This window comes from Candidatus Defluviilinea proxima (genome assembly GCA_016721115.1).
In the GTDB taxonomy this organism is placed as follows: Bacteria; Chloroflexota; Anaerolineae; order Anaerolineales; family Villigracilaceae; genus Defluviilinea; species Defluviilinea proxima.
In genome coordinates, this window is the sequence record JADKIW010000001.1 from 962,296 (window position 1) to 982,389 (window position 20,094).

The window sequence follows — 20,094 nt, forward strand, 5'->3', positions numbered from 1 at the left end:
GTAGTCGAAGGACGCTCCGCTCAGCACGGTGTTACGGCACTTCATAAATGGTGATACTACCCTGTTGAAAAACAGGTTTGAGGAAGTTATTGAACTTCTCTTCGTTGACGCGGTAGGAGGTGCGCTCGAGGTTACCCACAACAATATAGCGGATGTTGTAGCGTTTAATAATCTCCTGCGTAACAGACCAGTCCGGCGTGACATACAGAGTTTCAATATCCTGATTGCGTGAGCCTTGTAAAGAACCATCGCGCCATTGTCCTTCATGCCCAGGCCAACCAAGCACAGTGGGCATACCGGTAAATGTTGCCATACGTGCATACTCACTATATTGACCGCCAACCGCCTCTGCGATAACACCGAACTCCAGACCCTTCATAAATTGAATGGCTTGATAATCATCCGGCATAACATTGGCAAGGTAAGTTGAACCGTCCAAAGTGCGTTGTTCGGGATGCTCCACTTTAAAATCGTCTGTTCGAGTTGGGAAGGCAAAAACAGGAAATGCCAACCCCACTACGATGACCAGGACCATCACCAATGTGTATACAGCAAGAGGCCACTTCGGCAGTTTCAAAAACATCACGGACACGCCAAAAGCCGCCGCCAGAGATAACAATTCCCATGCTTGAAAATAAAACTTGAAGACGCTGTTGATGCGATAACCAAATCCATCACGCAGATATACAAAGTCGATGCCAAGGATGAGAAGAACACCAATAACGATCATCAAGAGAACGAACGATGAAGCAGGCGAGTCAATTTGTGTAGGTTGTGATTCGTAGTCAACTGGTTCCTGTTGTCGGTTTGAAAACAAGAAGGATAAGGCCATGGTCAACAAGGCCATTAATGTAAGCAGGCTCCCAACATAAGACAACCTGCGTTCCATGCTTTTGGAAATCAACGTACCGATATTAAGTTGTTGTTCATCAAGCACATATTTGACAATGTCAGGCGTAAAGCGTGTTGCCAAAAATCCAACTGTGAACAACACCGTGAAGAGCGCCAACAGAACACCCAGAGATGTTAGAACACCGGCGCGCCAATTTACCGGGGCTTTCGTTCCCCACAGATAGATCAAAAAGGCGAATAACGGGACGAACAACGTACCCCACATCACCCACAAGTGTGCGCCACGAGTGGGGTACATAAAATTGGGCACAATACCACTCGCCTGAGAATCAAAACTTATAAAGAATGGGATATACAGTACAAACGCCGTGATCCCCAATGGGATACCAAACAACAGGACATCCTCGAGTCTTTCCCAACTCCAGCCTGATTCACGGACCCGAGCCATTGCATAGCTGAGAACCATGAGCACACCAATGAAGAGTACATCCCATGTGTTCAGGAACGCCAAACCACCTAACACCAATGCACTGACGACAAGTCCCTGTTTATTGATCTTGAGTTGACCGAAATACAGGTTGATATTCCCACTCCATCCGCCGAGGAAAATGTTCAAGGCGACCGAGATCGCCAGCAACACGAACGGCATCGCCAACACATGTGGATGCAGATCTCCGAGCACGAAGGAGAAGGCGGGGAATTCGTCAATTGCTTCACGGAATGTTCCGTTCAGATCATAGTCCTGGACCACACGAGAAGCACGCCACCACCAATAAAATCGGTCCGGCGCCAGCCCAAGAACTTGCGATGGAGCCTCACGCAAATCTGGAATGTCGAGCCATTTCCAGAAATTTGGTCCGTCCTTCCAGAACAGGCCAAGCCTATGGAGCGTTTCGAGAAAACCTTCGACATTGGAAATAAGCAGAAGAAACAGAGGAGCAAGCAAGGGTAGACCATGGACAACAGACCATGGACGATGGTTATCATCATCAGTCTTTGGTCCATGGTCGATGGTCTTCAACAGGTTATACAAAATCCCATACGCACCAATCGCGCTCAAAGCGAAGACAAGTGAAAGCATCAAGTTATGAGCAATACTGGCAGGCACAGAGGTGAACTTCGCCAGCATGGCAGTCATTACATAACCGAAATAGTAATAGGATATGGCGTAACCAGACAACCACGGATCGTGTGGCGGAAAAACAGGCGAGCGAAGAATGGCATTAATGAAAGCGACTTCCATCCATTTCTCGCCACCAGCCGTTGTGATCTCCGGGTTACTGGCACGGACAAATGCCATAAATCCGAATGTTACAAGAAAGAGAAGCTCGGCTGTGATAATCAGACCGCAATTCTCGCCAAGCCAATTTTGGATTTCCGATTTCCGATTTACGGTCAAATATGCGCTTGCCCCTCCCACTACGATCAACCCCAGCAACAGTCCGCCTAGGTCATTTTGTGCGATGCCGAGGGAGGCGAATAGCCAGAAGATGAATGCCCAAACCAGCAGGCCGAACGTGCGCGAAAGTGTGTATCCACGATCTGCCAGTGCCGGGAAAAGATGATATGCCAGCGGGAAAGTGATCCAGCCGAGCAGGGTGATGAGGATGTACCAGGAGAAAAAGGAAGTCATTCGATTTACGGTTTTGGATTTACGATTTTAGATTCTGTGATTAGATCTTCGGCATTTTGAAGGCGCCGTTGGAATCCATCACGAAGCTGAGTGTATTGACCACGGCATCAAGGTTGATCGGACCATAGATATGTGGGAAAGGTTCACCCACAGCAACACCGGGCGGAGGCGCTCCGCCGGAGGGGTCTTCCCATTTCAAGGTCGAGGAAAGAAGCGTAGGGTCTATCACAAGTAAGAGAAGACCATTTTGGCCCGCATAATATTTTTCAGCAACGGGCAAGACCTGTGTCGCCGTCGAACAATGGATGAAGCCTTCGGTCTCGAGGCTTTCAACCGTGTATTCGCCTTTGGCCTGCGCGGCCTGCCAGGCGGTGCGAGATGTTATGTGAAAGATCATGGTTTTCTCCTATCGCTTGTTTCATAACTTAGTAAAATCCCTGTTGAAAATTACAAAGGGAAATTGGCGTTCTTGTTTACCAAATTATGCGATACTCTGTAAACGCATCCTTCGCTCAGGGCGGAGGTTACTTCATCACTTCGTAGATCACTGTGCTTCCATCGCGATAGACCGACTTCCAGTAAGTGCCGTCGAATTGCACAAACTTGGCAAGACCATCCGGAGTGTAAGCGGCTCGTTCCAGTTGACCGACGATAATGTACTTCACATCGTATGTTTTGAGGAAGTTGCGGGAAGCTTCAACGTCTATATTGTTGTAGAACGCACCGACTTGATCCACGCGTTCCTGCACTTGCGTAGAAGTGAAGGCTCGTTGTTGGCGCTGATGCCAATTCCAACCGACAACACCGGGCAAACCGGTATAAGTAGTGAAGCGCGTACACCAGTGATATTCAAGACAGTTCGCTTCAACAATAACGGGTGAACCCTGCACATTATCCTGCATCCAGCGGATGGCACGATAGTCTTCGCTCAGATCGAGGCGCTGGCCAAAGTCATCGTAGTTGGCATATTGCATGTACTTCATAGAGTCAAGCGTGCGCGGAGCATCCACGATCCAGCGATCACGGATCTTGCCATTCGTGGCGGTAATCGTATAGAGAACAGCGCCCGAAAGAAGAAGGATCATCATCCCTTGCCAGAATGCACGCCAGCCGGGAAGCCACTTGAAGAAGGGAGGCAACGTCCATGCCAGTGCGGCGCCCGCGCTCACGCCCAACATGAGCCATGCCTGCAAATAGAATTTGAAAATGGTATTCTGGCGGCCGATGTCACCGCGCACGGCAACCACTTCCACCATGATCGTGATGAATAACGCTGTACCGATCAAGAACAACACAAAACGTTTTGCATCGGTCAGGTTGGGGTTCAACAATAACACACCCGCCCATGCCGCAAGAGGCAAGGCGATCCATCCGATACTCATGCCGCCGTAATCGGTGGTTGATTGGTGATATTGTAAATAGAACAACGCAAGCACGAATCCAACCAAGGCGCCTTCGATCAGCACCTGATAGGGTTTCAGTTTCTTCAACGCAGAGAGCGGGGTCGAAGCCATCCACTCACGCGTTTCCCACGTCATCCACGAGACCACGATGAACAGAAGCACCAGCCACATCGTCAGGTATGAAGCGATGGGAGTGAACGGTCCCTTCCACGGGTCAAGCGCGCTGTAAGCCTGGCTGTACCAGATGCGATACGGCTCATACAAGAAACGCGAAAGGATGTACAACGCAGCAATGGATCCCACCGCAAGCAACGCGCGTTTGATAAGTGTCCCATCCACATATCGCAAAATGGAATATCCCAACGCAATGACACAGATCAACAAATAGGTATATGAGTCGGATAGATTGGTAGGATACGCCGCGCCAACGATCAACCCTCCAACGAGGAGCATGAAACCAGATAACGCCCACGCCTCGGCCGGACGGGAGGTCTGATTCAGTTTTCTGAATCCTCCAGCCACCGCTGACAGCGCCCAACTGATCGCGAGCAATGCAATCGGCATGACGATCATGTGCGCGTGCAGGTCGCTATAGAGGAATGTAAAGAGCGGGAATTCGGTGATCGAATTGTCGGGGCCTGGAGGGACGACACGGCTTGGATCCCAGTACCAGTCTCCAGGTCCGATGGGAAGCGCGGCGCCTTTGAGTGTTGCCATGAAGCCATTCCAAGCCCATGTCAGGCGTTGGATAAATGTCGAATCCCAACTGAAGGCGCCCGCACCGAGTTGTTGCAGTTTGTTGTAAATGAGTTGAAGAGTACCGAGGTTACCAAGCAAGATCACGAGGGAAGTAGCGGCAAGACCGGCGACAAAGGCTGAAGGCTGAATGTTGAAGGATGAAGATTCTCCCTCACCCTCCGCCCTCTCCCGCTGGGAGAAGGGACCTAAGAATAGATTCCATCCAATTGAAAAGGCGGAGATCCCAACGAAGGCGAAGAGCGTTGGGAGGATGAAGTTATAAGCAATGGACGGGACGATGCCGAGCAATTTAACCGGCGTGCCAACCAACAAGAAACCATAATAGTAATAGTTGATGTATCCGCCTGCGAACCACGGGTCATACGGCGGGAAGGAAGTGCTCTTGATGACCGCGTTGAAATACGAGAAGTCCATTGGGCGCTCGCCGCCTCTGCCGGGATGCCACAAGTCAGGGTTGCCCATGCGGATGAGCAGGTCAATGAGGAAGTAGACGAGGAAGAGTCCCTCGATCATCAGGAAATATTTACGTTTGGTCTGCCATTCTTCGCGCAATTCATCGCGTTGATAGTAGGCAAGCAGGATACCGATGATAACAATGATGCCAAACACAATCGCAATCGTTGTGCGTGTGTATGGAACGCCAAGCGAGCCGCCGATCCACGAGAAGTAACCGAGAATGACGAGCCCCAATGCACGGCTCAGGGGATACCCTTTATCGCCCAATCCGGGCATGGCAAGGCGAGTGATGGGATAAACCGCCAGCCCAAGGATAAAGATGAAGATATACCAGATGAGCAAACCAACAAACGGATATTTGTTTTGCAACCAGTCGTAATCAAAGAGTTGTGACCATGTGCCACCTGCACGTTGACTTGCAAGTCTATCGGCGGGGAGCAACAGGGTGGAATAATCTTTGAACTGTCGAGGCGTTAGATGGACCGCCGTGGAAAGGTCAACGGCGCTGAGCACAGCACGGACTTGCCCCTGATTGAAGTTTGCGTTTTTCTTGAAAACAAAGACCTTGGGATGATCGTAAAAGGTGAAGGCTTCTTCTGCATATTGATCGTTGATCTCGATCGGGCCAAGTTTCGGGAAAGTCTCAAACACTGCTACAAGATCATAGCCAAGCCTGCCTTGGTAATCACCCGGTTTGGCCTCGTGATAACACGGGATGATATCGGCATCCAACGGGCACCCCATGAGTTCACGGTAATACACCGTTGTAAGCGGATAACGTTCCGGCAGGCGGGTGATCTGTGCATACTGGTGATTGGTAGGAATGAAAATGTAATCACCCTGTGCGAGTGTGGATATGAACCGTTCGAGTTTTTCCTGATTGTCGTCCCAATACACTTGCAAATTGAGGTCACCACGATAGATACCGCCGAACGCATCATAACCGTCAATGCGGAAAGGCAAGCCATAGTCATAATCCGTTTCGTTGATAACAGCTGCACCGCTGATAGCAAGCGAACCAGCATCCACTGTGAAGCGCAGGTAGTATTGTTTTCCCGCCGTGACGGGAATAGGTTTATCGAGTTTGATGGTCTGGAAATCGCCTTGCAGGTTGGTCGTTGTGGCAAAGCTGGATTTAAGTGAGCCAGTAGTGAGAGCCTGCTCGGGTGTTGGATCAGGCACCTCGGACAGAATCAGGCTAAGCGTTAAGGGAGAGGCGGCTTGGTTGGCGGCGTGTCCCAATGTGATGCTATCCACGATCCCATCAGTTTGCGCGACAAAGGTCGTGTCGTAGGGAATCCCCGCTTGTATAAAGCCACCGGTAGGGAATGGCAGAGGCTGGTTATAAGTCGCGTCACCCAATTTTTGTATCTGAACGTTGATCGGGCCGGGCACGTTCTGGAAGATCCAACGCGAGGCGGCCATACGAGGTTCTTCGCGGATGTAGATACTATGGAAAGCAAAGGCCCAGATGGTGGTAAGAGCAATAACAGTAATACCAAGAACACTTGCAGAAATCTTTCGCAGGCTTGAACGTTTCAACGTTTCAACGTTGAAACCTGCCAACTCAAATATAAACCACGCTGCCATCATCGCAAACAGCGGATAGACAGGCAGTTGATAACGCATGGTTGGGTTGAATTGAAGCGATTGCCAGAAGAAGTACAGCCCCGTCCAACCCCAGAGCAAGGCATGACGCCATTCGCCTTTGAGGATACGCCAACCCATGTAGAGGAAGCCGATCCATGCAAGGATGCCGAGCGGAAGACCAAGACCCCAAGTGGTTAAATTTATAAATGAATAGAGGTGTGAGCGTCTTGCCCATTGCAAGTTCCAAGGCAGGTCAGCATCACCTTTGGCCTGATTGCGTTGTTCCTGAATGTTAGCAACCCATTGTTCGTTGGGCATGATCCCGCTGAAGGCATACGGTTGGAAGATGCGGAAGGATGCGAATGCGGCAAGTCCGCCAATGATGAGGCAAGCGGCGACAAAGAGAAGGTAATTGTTAAGCGATGATTGAGTGTTGGTAATTGGTTCTTGAGGAGTTGCGGAGACTTCGTCGTTATCGTTAAGATCAATCTCGATGGGAGACGAGTCGACTACAAGGGTTTCGCCTTCACCCTGTTCTACTTCAGGGAGAACAGTTTCGGTTATTTGTCCATCGTCCACGGTCAACGCATGACGATCTGCAATCAAATATCGTAATGCAAACGCACCCGGCAACAAGATCGCAAGCGGATAGATATTGACTTTCGAGGCCAAAGCCATACCGAAGGCCACACCAAAACCAATACTTAAAAGGAATAGCGGATGAGTGAATAGGCGGGCAGAAAGCAGTGACTTGAAGTCAGCAGTTTCTGGTTTGCGATTGACGATCACCACCGCAAAGTAGATCGCGAGGAATGCAAAAGCATTGACGAACAAATCAGTCGTAAAGAAATGCGATTGCTGGATCTGCATCACAGTCAACGCGGAGAACAACGAGGCGAGCAAACCCACTTTGCGCCCATACATGCGCGAGACGAGTAAATACAAAAAGACGATGCTGAACAAGTCGGCTAATGCAGAGAACTGACGTCCCAACAATTTCGGGTCGGTACCCGGACCAACAGCATCCACGGCAATGCGCGTGATCACCATTGGCAAGTTGCCGTAGACAAAGAACGCATATCCGCGGTTATAGGGATTCAACGTGGATGTTTCGCTGTCAAAATATTCGCCGATGGTCATCCAGCGTTGTTTTTCTGATGGGCAGGCTTCCACAGGGACAGCCTCATCGATGCAGGTTTTTGCATGCAAATTACTGAGAACACCGGAAAGAAAGTTCTCATCGGGGTGTTGGTGCTGGGCTTCGCCCCAGCTTACACCCGTCAAACGCAAATAGCCTGCCAGTGCAAAGACCAACAGGAAAAGAACATCATAGATCCAGAAGTATTTTTCGCGTTTCATAAAATCCCTCGCCCTGAGCGGAACGACGAGTGCAACGAGGAGTGCAGTCGAAGGGTAAGGTTACATACAACCCTGCGCTTCGACTGCGCTACGCTCCGCTCAGCGCGTATTATTGGTTTGGTACAGTAAAGATCCAAAAATCGTGACCCGATACATCCGAGTCAAATAAACGTAATTGTCCGTTCGGGTACAGCGATTTCAACTTATCGAGCGAAACCTGATCGTTCGTGGAGAGGTCTTCCAGGTTGGCTTTCACAATGAACATCTTCGGGCCTTTTAATTCTACCGTGCCCTGTAAATTATCCGTCCACATCGCCATATCGCGATTCGGGATGCCTGCCCACACCGCAGGCAGGCGCGTGTCCACCCAATGCGGGAATGGCACAACCCAAACCGTATCGGTACTGCCATAAGTCTGTTCGAATTCCTTAATGACCTTGCCCATATCCGATGTGTTCCACGATCCCTGACGGAACGATGCATAAAACTGATTGAAGACCAGATCATAATTTTGAGAGGCGGAGAGGAATAACAAAAGACCTGCGATGCCATACATCAGGACGCTTCGCATCTTTCCACGCCCGAAGCTGGTGAGGAGACCATCAAGCGCCATCGCCCCGACAATGAAAGCCGGGATATATGCGCCACCTGCGCGATTGAGCGCCGGGTTTTCACCGGGAAACGCCAGCGACAGAATGGACGGCATCTGTAACAACGGAATGGACACGAGCAGGAACAAATCCAGCCAGTGACGGTTGCGAAGGTATCGCACCAGCACAAGGACAATTCCCAACGCAAACAACGCAGCTGTAACCACATCCAACGCGGGACGATGAGGCAGGGAATTAACCCAGATCTCGCCATCATCGAAGTTGAACATGCGCAGGGCCTTCCAAAGGTTTGAGAAAAAGATCTGATAAGCCGGGCCCGGCAAAGGCGTTTCAATATCGCTCAAACGGGAAAAGGCACGGAACCCGAACTCCATTTGGTGATCCTTCCAATAACTCAACAATGGAATGAAAACAACCAACGCTGTGACCCCAAGCATCGTCAACCAGATCGGAATATCTCTGCGTGCACCTTTGGATTGTGAATGAAGCCAATACAACACGAACGCCGTCACAACCACGAATGGCACAATGCGCATGGGACTATACCCATGCAGGCCGAGTCCTAGAAAGAGGCCGGAGAGGAGAAAATCATTTCGGTTCCGCGTCCGCAGGCCTCGGATTAAGAAAAAGAGCGTGGGGGCGGCGAAGAGAGGATACAGAGGAAAGCGAAGTCCGATACGACTGATGACGTTGGGCCAGTATCCAATCCCCGCCAAAAAGAAGGCGAAGAGGCCCACACGTTTCCCGCCGATCTCCTTGCCGAGCAAATAAATGAAGGGAAGAGTCAAAAAGCCGAAGATGGCCGTGCCAAGTTTGAGACTAAGAAACGAAAGCCCCGTGCCAAAGACTTTGGCAATGAGGAGGGTCCAATACATTTGGATGGCCTCGCGGCCGGTGTTACGTGGGAAAAAAATGCGCGTTTCCCCAATAGAGACTTCGTACACATCGAGGAGCTTTTCCGCATGATCGCTGAACGGTTCAGGTGGAACGCTGACAGTATGATAAAACCGGTAGAAGAAAACAAGAGCGGTAACTGCTACAAGAAGCAATGACCAACGTGTGAAAGTGATCGTCCACGCATCACGTTGGAAGAAACCGACAATACCTGAAAACCGATCCTTTGAAACCATGAGCCAAAAGGAAAATAAGAAGAGGAGAATCGCGATCACCCAAACTGTGATGTTGATCAGCGTGAACTTGTTTTCGGTGAACAGGGCAAAAGACACAAATGCCAATGTGATGCTGACAAAGAACGCGAGCCGACGATACGTGAGAGGGTCGGCGCCCTCAGATGTGGGCTTGTATGCTTCGATGTTCCATTCATTCAGGTACATAGCCCAACCCAACATGACAACTGCAGCAAGGTAGAGAGCATATCCAAACGGAGCTGACGTGGCGGGTGGTTCAAAGGCTCTTTGCCCGATCAACGCGAAGAGAAGAGCAAGAAGAGAACGCCAGGGGAAAGGTTTGTTTTGCAAAGGTTCATCGTCAACCGCAGAATCGTCATCAAACTCCGGTAGTTGAATCCGTCCACTTCGCCCGAATCGAAAGAGGAATTTTACGTAATCGAGAACACTGGGTTCCTGCTGAGGCGCGGGGTCTGGTTGTTGGGGGGTATCCATCATGATTTCTCGTTACACTATAGAGTTATATAAATGGTATTTCGTACTCTGTGTTTCAGTTCTTTTTCGCGATCACAATAACGCTTTCACCCCATGTGTAGGGCAGAAAGACCAGGCTTGAGATCGCTTGAAAACCACCGAGCGAACCGAAAAATAATTTTTGGATCTGTTTGGGAATAAGAGGAATATACGGAACGTCCCAGAAACCGTCTGCAAACGTGCGCTGGATCGTAAAACCAGCATCTTTCACGTAGGAAAACCATTCAGCGGGACGTTTGAGAGAAATATGGGTTGGGTCTTGATAACCGATCCACTTATCACCCTTCCACGGTTTGAGCAGGGAATCAAGGTTCGGCGTGGCAAGGATGAGCGTTCCGCCCTTCTCGGTGACACGGCCAATCTCGTTAATTGCCTTTTGCGGGTCAGGCAAATGTTCCACGATGTGCTTGATGATCACGACATTAAAGACGCCGTCCGCGTACGGAAGTTCCTGCGCGCTGGCCGTTTGTAAATGGGATTTCTCCACAACCACCTTGGATTGCTTGACCGCCCAGTGGTTGAGGTCACAACCGAACGTTTCAAACGTATCTTCAAGCTGGCCGGTGAGATGCCCCATGCCTGAGCCAACTTCCAGAAAACGTGTTCCGCGTTTACCGTATCGGCGCGCGAGCGTGGCATAGAATCGATTGGACCACCAGTACATGCTGTACTTGGCGAAGGTAATATTTGCGTACGTGTGGGAGGAGAAATAATTTTCGTCGAAGGGCATAATTAGACAATGGACCGTGGACAATGGACGATGATCAAGACCTATGGTCTATGGTCCAACGTCTACGGTCTCTTGCGTGCAATATAGAATGTGAACGTCCCGTTATCGAGCGGTTCAGGGGAAGCGTACCTGCTTACATAGTTCTTCGTCAGCCACAGATTCCATTCCGTACGAGAGAGAATCCACTTACCGGTGAGAACACGGGCAAAGACAGAAGGGACTCCAAAATAGTGGCCCCATTCTAACACGCGCATCGAAGCGGGCGAAAAGTAATGCCACCAACGCACCAACTCAAAACCTGCACGCTCCAAACGTTCCTTCCATACGTCGGGTTCGTCCGCATGTTCCACACGCGAGATCTTGCGAAACCATTCTTCATACGGCTTGCCCAAAACTTTTGAAATGGACAACTCGGTAAAGTATCTCGTGTTCGGCACACAGAAATAGAACGGCGCATCCTTCTTCAACACGCGTGCGGTCTCTTTCAAAACATCGTCGATGTGCGGAATGTGTTCAAGCACCGAGTTGCTAAATCCACTGGCAAAATGTTCCGAGGGGAAAGGTGATTTCGCTCCATCCGACTCCACCAGCGATTTATACGCGCCGAACTTCTTCGCCTCGTGGATGGGTCCATGCCACGGGTCAAGACCCACATCAATTTTCTGGTCGAAGGTCAACGAAGCGAAATGGCCGTCGCCGCATCCTACATCATAAACAGGCGCGGGCAATGGCAGGTCTTGATAATACGAACTCTCCACCGCGCGCAAAAACGCACGGAAGTAGGGCAGGTCACGCAATTGTAGAAACAGAAAATCTTTTTTCAAATTTTACTCTCAGCAGTTGGTTTAACGATCCAATACGCCACCGCCCCCAATACTGGAATGGCACAAATAATAAGCACCCACAAAGCAAGCGGAACACCACTCATCTTTTTCTTTGCAAGGCCGATCAATGCAATAAGTGGCAGACCAACGAATGGCAGGCCAACGAACAAGACAAAAAATATCACTTGAGCGAATAGCAAACCTAAATTGATACCCAGCGATTCCATTTTCAAACTCCTTTTTTCATCAAACGCCCGAATAACTTTTCGTATTCTTGCGCGATCGAATCAGGATTATAGGACTTTTTGATCGACTCAATATCGCCCTTGAACTTTTGCGGTTCGCTCAGGACCTCGAGAATGGATTCGGCCAAACTGGCCGCATCTCCGATTTTAGCGACTCTCCCCATTCCATGCATAGTGACCGGTTGCCGTACCCCCGGCAACGCAGACGGGACACACGGTACACCGTTCATCATCGCTTCGATCTGCACAAGACCAAATGCTTCGGTGGAGTTGAGTGATGGGACGGTCAACACATCGAGGTTGGGGTAGAAGGCGGCCATTTGAACAGGGTCGAGGTTACCAAGGAAAGTCCAATGTCCTTGTATTTCATATTCTCGAATGCGAGGCATAAGACGAGCTGAATAAGCTTGCTCGCCCATCACATCTTGATATGTCCCTGCATAAAGGACTTGTGCTTTCGGGTATTTCTGCAAAATGGCAGGCATTGCATCGATGAGAACTTCGACACCCTTTTCAGCGGCAAAACGTGCAGCCATGCCTATCACGGGTTTACGTTCGTCAATATGATGTGCCTTTGCGAATGCTTCGACCGCTCCGGGGAGTGGATCAGGCATTTCGACGGGAGGCAGGATCGGGGTCAGTTTGGAGGCGTAGCGTGAGAGGAAGGGCGAATGATCTGCATAATCCTGTGTGTACGTCACGATGTGACTCGATAAAATCCCAGCCATGTTGTTTTGAAAATCCACAACGGTGTTGACGATGCGGTTGAAGAACCCAGGCGGCAAAAGCAGGTCGCAGTGATACGTGAGGACAGCAGGCTTGCCGAAGAGACGTCCGCGCAGAGCAACGCCGGGCGCATCGAATTGGGGCAAATGCAATTGGACGACATCATGCTGTGCGACAAGTTTTGTAGCCACCCAACCGAACGTGGGAGCGATGACGCCTTTGCTGACGCGTGCCGCCACAGGGATGCGGATGACTTTGACGCCGTCCATCATCTCTTCGCGAGGAAGCGACGGATCAAACTGCGTGGTCATTACAGTGACTTCGTGTCCGCGTTTGACAAAGGCACGTGCCAAACGTTCGGCGTAAATGGTGAGCCCCGAGGTGTGCGGGCGGTAATAGGTGAGGACGGTGAGTATTTTCATAAGGCGTGGGGATTATACCTAATAGGCATTATATAACAACGGATCGGAAATCTGTAAGTTAGAGAGATTCAGGATGAATAAAATACACAGAGAAGGGGATGTGCTTTATTCAAAGGGAAGAATATCACACAAAATCAATGATTTCTCTTTGGTGGTGACGGGTTGGTTTCTTGTATACTTTTTATGTTGAATCATTATTCGGGAGGAAACCATGAAGGCGAGAATCGCGGTGTGTGTTTTGTTGATCACTGTTCTGCTTGATGGATGCAACATGGGGGAAACTTTCAAAGCAAAGGAGGTTCGTCCGGGGATATACATGAGTAACAACACGGCTGATTTCCCATTTCCAACATCAGGCTATATGGTCTATATCGTGGGTGAAACACATGGAAACCGGGAAGCCAAAGGGGTTTTTGATGTGTTTTTGCATAACCTTTATAAAAAGGCAAAATTACGCGATATCATTTTGGAAGAGGATCAAGCCTATGAGACCGAGGCTAATGCATACATCCATGGATTGAGCGACACATTACCTGATGGTCTTTGCCTACGGACGGATATTCTGGGACAGATACGCGAATTCAACGTTGACCTTCCAACAGATAAAAAGGTGACTGTCCACCTGGTGGATGTCGATTCGTCATTCCCGGTTGTGTATAAACATTTGGTTGAGCTTCATTTACAGCTCGGGCCCGCAGGAGAATCCATCCAAATCCCAGAATTATCAGAAATTCAATATGCAAGTTCAAAAAAATTATACGCATTGGTTGATGAACTTCGTGCTCTATCTGCAGAGAAACCTGATACTCTCAACGGATTAGATACTGTTAAATTGTCGCTTGAATGGTATTACCTTGGTAATGATATGGAAACAGGCACAGGTTCAAAAAGAAATTTCGCCCCGATACGGGAAGACATAATCACAAAGAACATCAAATATGTTTTGTCGCAGACGAACGACAAACCTATTCTGGCATTTTTCGGCGCGGCTCACGGGATGAAAACACAAGGAGACCCTAATCCTCCCACTAAGGATTTCAAGACGTGGGCACAAAGGCTTGTCGAGGATGATGTGTCTGTTTACTCAACGATCATCGATGGTGTATCAGGAGATGGATACTGGCGTGGAGAAGCTTTCTCTTATCAAGGCTGGATGGATGGTTTTCAATTTAAAAATGGAACGCATCTAGCATCGCTGTTCAACACAGATCCAGACTCTGGGATTGCCTACATTGATGCACATACGGATGAAAACGCGGAGATCCGCTTACTCCCCATTGACGTTCCCTTCGGTCAACTTTATGATGGGATGATTATCTTTAAAGAATTCACACCAATGGAAAACGCATGTCATCAATAAATATCTCTCTCACAAAAAGCAAATTTACCAACTGGGTTACTTCCACGCTCCGTGAAGCCGCCTGGGCTCCGTTGAGCGTGGTCGGGTTTTATTTACTTGGTCTCGCTCTGCATCTTTTTGACCAGATTCCCCAAATGGATATTCCCACGCATTTCTTCGGCGGAGTCACGATCACATATTTTTATCGTGCGGCGATTCGGAACTCACAGGATTTTTTAGGCGATATTCCCCTCCCGGTCCAGATCCTGCTGGCTTTCACCGCCACAGGGACGACGACTGTCTTCTGGGAATTTTATGAGAACATCATGGATTATTTCTTTGGTTTCCATATGGTGTTGGGATTGACCGACACGATCAAAGACATGGCGATGGGATTACTAGGGGCACTCGTGTTGTTATTGTTTTATAGAAAGAAATAGTTGTTCCTGATACAGCAGAGGCTATAAAAGATTTCGAATCTTTTATAGCCTCTTTATTTTGAAGTATGAATCAAGGTTGAAATATTTTAGACAATCACCTTCAATATTTCTAAAGCTTCCACAAACATCAATCTATCAAACATTGATCAAATATCAATTGCTTGTAGTCCGTTCATACCCAGGATCAACGAGACATCACTACCATGATATATATCGTGTTCCATCACATGATATATCACCCAACTGCGTGACACCTCATGTATTTGGCCATCCCACTCATCAGGGAAAGTCTTGGCACAGTCAGCAGGAGTCCAGCGTTGTAAACGAGATTCAATGAATGCCCAAGTTTCGTTGAGTCCGCACACCAGTTCTGTTGCACTGCGATCCGGCGAATCACGTTGACCCCATAACATGTACTCATCCATCACACTGTCAACATCCTGTAGAGTACCACTGAACCATCCTGCCCTTACCGAAATAATGTGTTGCACAATCTGACCTAAGGGCCACATACGCGGGGCGGGTTGCAATATAAGTTGCTCCTTCGTCAAAGGGGCGATACAGTTCTGCAACTTTCCGTTATACCCTCGCCAGTTTTCATAAATCACATCTAATGTTGATCGTGTATCCTGCATATATTACTCCTTAAGGGATGCTGTTATCGTTGTGCTTGTTTCGCTGGACGTTTTGATTGTGTTAGTCACTAAATGACATGCCTAGATCGTACACTTCATTACAGTTAGGACATTTTGCTGTGGCGTTTCGAAGTCCACCATTACCAGAGTCAATCCATTCAAGCCGTGTTTTACATATGGGGCATGAAACGGTAAGGCGATCGTAAACAGGATAAGAAATCATTACAAAAATCGACCCCAAAAATGTTAGTTTCATAAACCATGTTGGAAATGGCGTGTCGATTACGCCTCTTGCTGACAACATCACAATCCCAACTGAAATTACAGACAAAATGAAACAGATAAGAAAAACACGTTTATTATTCCTTCCAAAAGTCGGGTGTTTCATTCTCGTGAAGCCTCCAATAATTACCAATCTACAGACCTATGGTTTGCGTTAGCAAGCTTGTGTCGCTACCCCGTACATGTACTCTGCCCAGAAACAGAAAATTCTCAAAGCCAGTTCATCTCCAAATACGACTTGGGTACTTCCTATCCATGTCCTAATTTCAATGTCGTATTTTGGGAGGCGGAGTGGGTCACTGCATGCTGTGTTGAGCGACATTGCCTTTCATCCACTACTTCATCTGTTGTATCCAAAGTTCGTCATCCTCTGCCTTCACTGCTCGCTCTGCCTCGTGGACGAGAGCATTCAAGCTTCGTCTGCGTCGGAAAGGGGCATTGGGTGGCAAATAAGAATTTGGCACAGAGGTTGGCTGACTATTCTGCGACACATTGAAACAGGGTGTCCATTGCTGGATCAGCAACCGCTCAGAAGCATTCAATTCATTCCCGACAACATCGAATTGTTCGAGTTGAGAACTCAACAATTCAATCGTGAATTTCATGGATGTCGGCCAGTTACACCAAACAAAGCGCCCCACGATCGAGTGTCCCTTGAAACCGCTTAAGAGATGTTCCCAAACCCGCGCAAAAGCCAGATGGGATTGGCCGATATAGAAGACCACTGTTTCATCTCGAAACAGATACAAATCCAGGTCTTTCCAATCCGCTGGGCATTGTTCAATCAACAGGAATCGTTTGAGAGAAATGACAACTTTCTGGTGGCTCATGGGATGGTTTTATCACAAATTGATTGAAGCTCGTGTATAGCGATTTAACGGTTTGCGTTCGCGAACTTATGCCGCTGACCCGCACGTGGTCTCTACATGGGAGTAGTATAAACCCGAAGTAGAATCCCACCCGTCAAGCGCACACTATGTTGGGCGCTTTTTGGGAAGCAGATTTACCTCTTTTCCAACATTATCATTTTTTCCAGAATCATGATCTTTACTTCGTTTCCATTGATCTGAATCGTTTTTCTGGGAACACTATCATTGTTGTATGCTTCATAAGCCGTGTCGAATATTTGCTGGGATGAAAATCTGTAAGTCTTGTATCCTTCTGCGTCAATTTGACAAGTAAATTTGGGTCCTCCCATGCGAATTGGAATAATCCAGAATAAATCCCACCCAGAACCACCAAATTCTAAACCTCTTGGTAAGTGGGTGAGCACAATCTCGCCTTCATCGTTACTAATTAGAGTGTTTTCAGAGAGGTAATTATCAAAAGGATATTCGAATGCAAGAGTTTTGCCTTGATAGATATTCAAAGTCGCGCCTTTGACAGGATCGCCTGCTTCATTCAAGATTTGCAGGTGATATTCACCAGATGGAAAAGCGCCATCCCAAAACACCGCTGTTGTAATGTAAGATGCAAAAGTAAGTACCAACACTAGGGCAAAGGATGCAACAAGGATATACCTTAATCGCTTTTGGCTTGCCATTTTATTTGGTTCGCTCATTGCAGAAGTAGCCATGAATATTGAATCCATTCTAGTGTCAGTGTCCAATCAAAGCCCATTGGAGCTTGACATCCCCAGCACACGTTATTGGGCGCTGAATGAACGCAAGATTTGTCAATCAATGCAAATCTCACATACCTGCTATTCTGCATCCAAGATCAATGCACCTTGGATGCAGAATATAGTGGTCATCAGATATATAAATCTCGAATCAACGCACGTTTGGGTTGATTGGGATCAATTAGCAAAACAACTTGATCTCCAGGGGAGAATTTTTGTGTTTGATTTGTTTTCATAATCGAGCTTGCGCCTAGAAACTCCTGCCCCTGATAGGTGTATGTGTACTGAACTGCTCCCCTATCTTTCTGAAAGTAGAGGTCTTTAATCACAGCTGTGACTTCTACACCCGTAGAAAATAGTTGCTGAACCGTGCGTATACGCCAAATAGCAAGTGGAACCCCGATCACTAGCCCTCCCAAGAACAAATACAAAAATAAAGGTGCCCCATCGGACCCCTGAATGGGATCATGTCCGCGCAGGCCAGGGAAATAGCCAAAATAGGCAACTGCGATATACATGATCAAGGATACAACTGGAATTAAGATTCCCAAGAGCACTAAATAATCTGACTGGACCATACGAACAAGGGACGGTTTGCTTTTTTCGATCATATTGATTTCTCCTAATGTAAGTGTGATGATATTGTTGATGAAATTACCAACCACCTAATGGTTTGTATTCACAGCATCTGCTCGAAAGCAGAAAGTCTCAAAGCCAGTCCATCTCCAAATATGACCGGTGTACTTCAAATCCCTGCCCAAGTTTTCCTGTCGTATTTTGGGATGGTTGGGCCAGTGCACGCTTTGTTGGGCGGCGGTTTTGCATCATTTCAAGTTAATCTTTAGACCCATGCTCTGAGACATTGCTATAAGGGCTTCAGCATTTCCTTTAGCGTCATCTATTGGATTGTGTGTATGTCTTGTTTTTCTTAAGTGTTTGAAGTTTGGTGACGTATCTTTAACAAGCCCTTTATATAAAGAACCAAGATTGAACGAACTATGTCCAAAAGGGTTATTTCCAATAAAATGATGGAAGTACCAATTAATAAACTGCCAATCAAAACCATTGTTATCTGAAATAAAAATAGGTTTTCCTTGGCTATGAATAGAAAGCCAATTGGAAAAATCAGACATCACCAACTTGGGATCATTAAATGATAGCGTCTCATCACGAGAGAAACCGCTTACATTGAGTGCTTCTGGGATCCATTTTTCAGAAATCGGTTTCAATTGACCATAGAAAGAGGTGTTTAATGAAGAATCTACTTTAACTGCGCCAAAGCAAATCATCGAAAAATCACCAGGAATTGGCCCATCTGATTCTATGTCAATCATAAAGTAACTCATTGCAATCCCTCAATATTCTAAGTTCTAATTTGAGTTCAGCCGCCCAACGACTTGCGTTACCTACGCCAGGGCAGGGACGGCGAAACCGTCCAGCCAGAAAATGTCAAGGCTTGTAAAACTGCTTGACTGCGAAGCGTGCCGCAGATCGGGCGAGCGAGCCTCCAGCGACCATCGCCCAGTCAAAGCGCATTGGCGTTTGACATCCCCAGCGTCAGGTGCACGCGCTGTGTTAGCCCGCAGTTTGGGTTTGAGATATTTTGAGTGTGCAAATAACCTTTTCTGGGTCAACTCGATATGGACTATCAACACCTTCAAAAAAATGATGAGCACGAATTAGGTGAACAACAAGGGCTGGCGCTGTAAAAGATTCGCCTGTATTGCGGTTGAGTATCATAAAGTCAAAACCTCCTACTTCTCCACAATCATTCCACGGACAAACTTGAAAGCCACGATATTGAAGAATGAAAACTTGAAAACAATCAACAAGATAGCCAATGTTGAGGTCAGGCAGATTATCTTTTGAGAAAAGCGGATTTTTCTCAGGATGGTACAAATCAGGAAAATCAGTTTGTTTTTCACGGAACTTATCGAAAGGAAGTGCTTTTTCTTGTTCATGAACTGCTGCGATTACTTGCTCTAAAGCACCAGCAATTTGTTCGTGACTAATTCCGAATTTTTCGATGGTTTGTTCATCTTGTGCAATTACAAATTCCAGAGACTCGTTCAAACCCAAGAAGCCGCCCTGTGAAGATTGCCCAGGGCGCATTCTGTTCTCCAATTGCTCGATGATGATAGATTTATTCATTCTTAGTACGTTATTGATAATAGATTCGAACTATTTCTTGGGCTTTCTCCCAAGCCTTTTCTTCGGCTTCTGCCAAATTTGAAAACATACCATCAAAATGTATATAATCTCCAGCTCCAGGATTAAAGGTTATGATCTGGGCTTTCCAATTTGGTGGTTCTGATTCTATCTTGGCGAGAACTGCCATCAATGACACCACAACTTTTGAATTTTCAACATTTTTTGCCAATAGTAACTCATAGCTTTTGCCACTGTTAGTGTCTGTATGTTTTTTCCAGCCATCCCACATTTGATGTCTCCTGCTCTACGCTTTCTTTAGCATTATGCGGGCTAACGGTTTACGTTACCTGTGCCA

General features: G+C 47.7%; 17 protein-coding genes. 2 read left to right on the forward strand and 15 right to left on the reverse strand.

The window, feature by feature from the left end:
• Positions 1-31 precede the first annotated feature (31 nt).
• From IPP66_04525 to IPP66_04560, 8 genes are all read right to left on the reverse strand, one after another.
• Positions 32-2,485 carry a hypothetical protein gene (locus IPP66_04525; protein MBK9924538.1) on the reverse strand — a complete coding sequence of 818 codons (2,454 nt, stop codon included), beginning with the start codon at positions 2,483-2,485 and terminating at the stop codon, positions 32-34.
• Between the two features lie 40 nt (positions 2,486-2,525).
• Positions 2,526-2,882, reverse strand: a complete 357-nt coding sequence (locus IPP66_04530) for a DUF952 domain-containing protein (GenBank protein MBK9924539.1) — start codon at positions 2,880-2,882, stop codon at positions 2,526-2,528.
• A gap of 127 nt (positions 2,883-3,009) precedes the next feature.
• On the reverse strand, positions 3,010-8,052 hold the full coding sequence (locus IPP66_04535) for a glycosyltransferase family 39 protein (protein MBK9924540.1): 5,043 nt from the start codon (positions 8,050-8,052) through the stop codon (positions 3,010-3,012).
• A gap of 109 nt (positions 8,053-8,161) precedes the next feature.
• A complete protein-coding gene (locus tag IPP66_04540) occupies positions 8,162-10,288 on the reverse strand; it encodes a glycosyltransferase family 39 protein (GenBank protein MBK9924541.1) in 2,127 nt (708 codons plus the stop codon).
• A 52-nt stretch (positions 10,289-10,340) separates the two neighbouring features.
• On the reverse strand, positions 10,341-11,054 hold the full coding sequence (locus IPP66_04545) for a class I SAM-dependent methyltransferase (protein MBK9924542.1): 714 nt from the start codon (positions 11,052-11,054) through the stop codon (positions 10,341-10,343).
• A 62-nt stretch (positions 11,055-11,116) separates the two neighbouring features.
• Positions 11,117-11,878, reverse strand: a complete 762-nt coding sequence (locus IPP66_04550) for a class I SAM-dependent methyltransferase (GenBank protein MBK9924543.1) — start codon at positions 11,876-11,878, stop codon at positions 11,117-11,119.
• A complete protein-coding gene (locus IPP66_04555) occupies positions 11,875-12,105 on the reverse strand; it encodes a hypothetical protein (GenBank protein ID MBK9924544.1) in 231 nt (76 codons plus the stop codon). Before IPP66_04555 ends, IPP66_04550 begins: the two co-directional genes overlap by 4 nt.
• A gap of 2 nt (positions 12,106-12,107) precedes the next feature.
• The gene (locus IPP66_04560; protein ID MBK9924545.1) at positions 12,108-13,271 is read right to left on the reverse strand and encodes a glycosyltransferase family 4 protein; all 1,164 of its coding nucleotides are present in this window, start codon (positions 13,269-13,271) and stop codon (positions 12,108-12,110) included.
• A 211-nt stretch (positions 13,272-13,482) separates the two neighbouring features.
• On the opposite strand from IPP66_04560, the gene IPP66_04565 reads away from it, so the two are divergent.
• Together IPP66_04565 and IPP66_04570 are read left to right on the forward strand one after the other, a co-directional pair.
• Positions 13,483-14,631, forward strand: coding sequence for a hypothetical protein (locus IPP66_04565; protein MBK9924546.1), 1,149 nt, complete (start codon positions 13,483-13,485; stop codon positions 14,629-14,631).
• Complete coding sequence (locus IPP66_04570; GenBank protein MBK9924547.1) at positions 14,619-15,050, forward strand: hypothetical protein; 432 nt, start codon at positions 14,619-14,621, stop codon at positions 15,048-15,050. Before IPP66_04565 ends, IPP66_04570 begins: the two co-directional genes overlap by 13 nt.
• 146 nt (positions 15,051-15,196) lie before the next feature.
• Here the strand turns inward: IPP66_04570 and IPP66_04575 are convergent, their stop codons facing one another.
• The 7 genes from IPP66_04575 to IPP66_04605 all read right to left on the reverse strand — a co-directional run bounded on the left by IPP66_04575 (position 15,197) and on the right by IPP66_04605 (position 20,028).
• Positions 15,197-15,685, reverse strand: a complete 489-nt coding sequence (locus IPP66_04575) for a DinB family protein (GenBank protein ID MBK9924548.1) — start codon at positions 15,683-15,685, stop codon at positions 15,197-15,199.
• Between the two features lie 617 nt (positions 15,686-16,302).
• Positions 16,303-16,797 carry a hypothetical protein gene (locus IPP66_04580; protein MBK9924549.1) on the reverse strand — a complete coding sequence of 165 codons (495 nt, stop codon included), beginning with the start codon at positions 16,795-16,797 and terminating at the stop codon, positions 16,303-16,305.
• A 173-nt stretch (positions 16,798-16,970) separates the two neighbouring features.
• Positions 16,971-17,543 (reverse strand): hypothetical protein, encoded by a 573-nt coding sequence (locus tag IPP66_04585; GenBank protein MBK9924550.1) that lies wholly within the window; start codon positions 17,541-17,543, stop codon positions 16,971-16,973.
• Positions 17,544-17,719: 176 nt separating this feature from the next.
• Positions 17,720-18,199 (reverse strand): hypothetical protein, encoded by a 480-nt coding sequence (locus IPP66_04590; GenBank protein ID MBK9924551.1) that lies wholly within the window; start codon positions 18,197-18,199, stop codon positions 17,720-17,722.
• A gap of 213 nt (positions 18,200-18,412) precedes the next feature.
• On the reverse strand, positions 18,413-18,934 hold the full coding sequence (locus IPP66_04595; GenBank protein ID MBK9924552.1) for an exonuclease: 522 nt from the start codon (positions 18,932-18,934) through the stop codon (positions 18,413-18,415).
• Between the two features lie 229 nt (positions 18,935-19,163).
• Positions 19,164-19,739 (reverse strand): hypothetical protein, encoded by a 576-nt coding sequence (locus IPP66_04600; GenBank protein MBK9924553.1) that lies wholly within the window; start codon positions 19,737-19,739, stop codon positions 19,164-19,166.
• Between the two features lie 10 nt (positions 19,740-19,749).
• Positions 19,750-20,028 (reverse strand): hypothetical protein, encoded by a 279-nt coding sequence (locus IPP66_04605; GenBank protein MBK9924554.1) that lies wholly within the window; start codon positions 20,026-20,028, stop codon positions 19,750-19,752.
• Between the last annotated feature and the right edge of the window lie 66 nt (positions 20,029-20,094).